Raw genomic sequence first — 1393 nt, 5'->3', positions numbered from 1 at the left:
GAATTTACGATCTCGCAGGGAACGTGTGTGAGCTTGTCTATTCTGTGAGGAATCCAGGGGAGTTCGTCCTAATAGGGGGGAGCTACATAGATGACCAAGAGACCTGTGAAATCGGCAGGATAACCAATAATGTTCAGCTGAATTGGCCGCTGGATTGGCCTTCAGGCATCTTAGGCATCCGATTGGTGAAAGACCTATAGCTGTAAGCTCCGGGGGAGGGTTTCAGTTCAAAGCTCCTCACGTTTAGAGATGCTATCTATATCCTAGATCGTCGCCAAGGCTGTTAGTATCATCTCTAGTATCGAGAGGAGCACCTTTCTGTTTGCTTATTCATAGGGTGAGGCAGCCATACCAACTTCCATCACTTTATATAATTCGGATTCACTAGACATGACGCTGTTTATTACAGCCTGGTTAACGACATTGTATGCGATTTGGGATAGTGCGTATGTAATGCCTGAGCCAATCAAGAGCTTCTATCCGTATAAAAGCAGTGTTTGTTTGATAGGTTATATTTAAACATGGTAAAGCCATGTCTAGTCTCTTTGGTATGAGAAAAAATCAATTAATTTTTTTTTCGTCAATGTATTGACAGTGTTCGTTTTTTTTTTTAATTTAGCCACAGAATAAAGGATTTAGCTAAATTATTATTCCATTAATCAAGTTTTGGTGCTGTAGGCATCTAATCATTAAAAAATATGTGAAAATGAAAAAGTTTATTGCGATTTCAAGTTTAGTAGTCTTTGGTCTTCTTTCTTGGCCGTTTACAGGTCAGGCGCAAGAAAAGTTAGAATCAGATGGAGGGAAAGGTCCTAAGGAAGTTTTTTGTGTAAAATCTCCTAAGGTTAAGTTTGGTTACAGTTGGCATAGTGGTGCATCTGTTGGAGTAGAAGTTGGCTTTGGTTGGAAAACGGCATGTAAAGCGGCTGCCCAAGAAACCTGTACTAAAACCAACTGTGAGTAAAATTAAAGTGCGTCCCCTATCAGGGGACGCCTACCTTATTTCATTTGTGTATGAAACACTATGTACTTCTATTGACAGGTATGCTGTTTCAGTTTGCCTGCAGTGCCCCGAAAGAACCGATAGGGGATGGGGCGGTGGAGCTGAGGGAATTCGGTAAATTCTCGGAAGTAGAGCTATTCGATCTGGTTCCTTTCTTTAAAAAGGCGCACTATGTGCTGCTGGATGTGTCTGAGGATTTAGACCTCTACCAAGCCGATAAAATTCTGGCTGGTGATGGTAAGTTTTTCATTCTGGATGCGGAGCTTGGGGAAGGGATTTATATATTCGATGAAACAGGAGCTTTCGTGGCGGACATTCCCATAGGAGGAAATGGTCCTGGCGAGCTGCCTGACGTAGAAGATATCGCCTATAATGCAGACAATCAGACGC

Annotated in this window: 2 protein-coding genes and 1 pseudogene; all 3 read left to right on the top strand. The window is 42.2% G+C overall.

Annotation, left to right across the window (positions count from 1 at the left end):
* Nucleotides 1–200 (top strand): annotated as a pseudogene (locus A3SI_RS21335) (serine/threonine-protein kinase pkn1); the annotation flags it as partial.
* Between the two features lie 506 nt (nucleotides 201–706).
* Nucleotides 707–964 carry a hypothetical protein gene (locus A3SI_RS16605; protein ID WP_009057795.1) on the top strand — a complete coding sequence of 86 codons (258 nt, stop codon included), beginning with the start codon at nucleotides 707–709 and terminating at the stop codon, nucleotides 962–964.
* A gap of 50 nt (nucleotides 965–1014) precedes the next feature.
* Nucleotides 1015–1393: 6-bladed beta-propeller (locus A3SI_RS16600; protein ID WP_238531832.1), on the top strand; the 379-nt coding region annotated here is incomplete at its 3' end.

The organism is Nitritalea halalkaliphila LW7 (assembly GCF_000265075.1).
Classification (GTDB): Bacteria; Bacteroidota; Bacteroidia; order Cytophagales; family Cyclobacteriaceae; genus Nitritalea; species Nitritalea halalkaliphila.
Note: the sequence above shows the minus strand (reverse complement) of the source record. Positions and strands in the feature narration are given on the sequence as shown.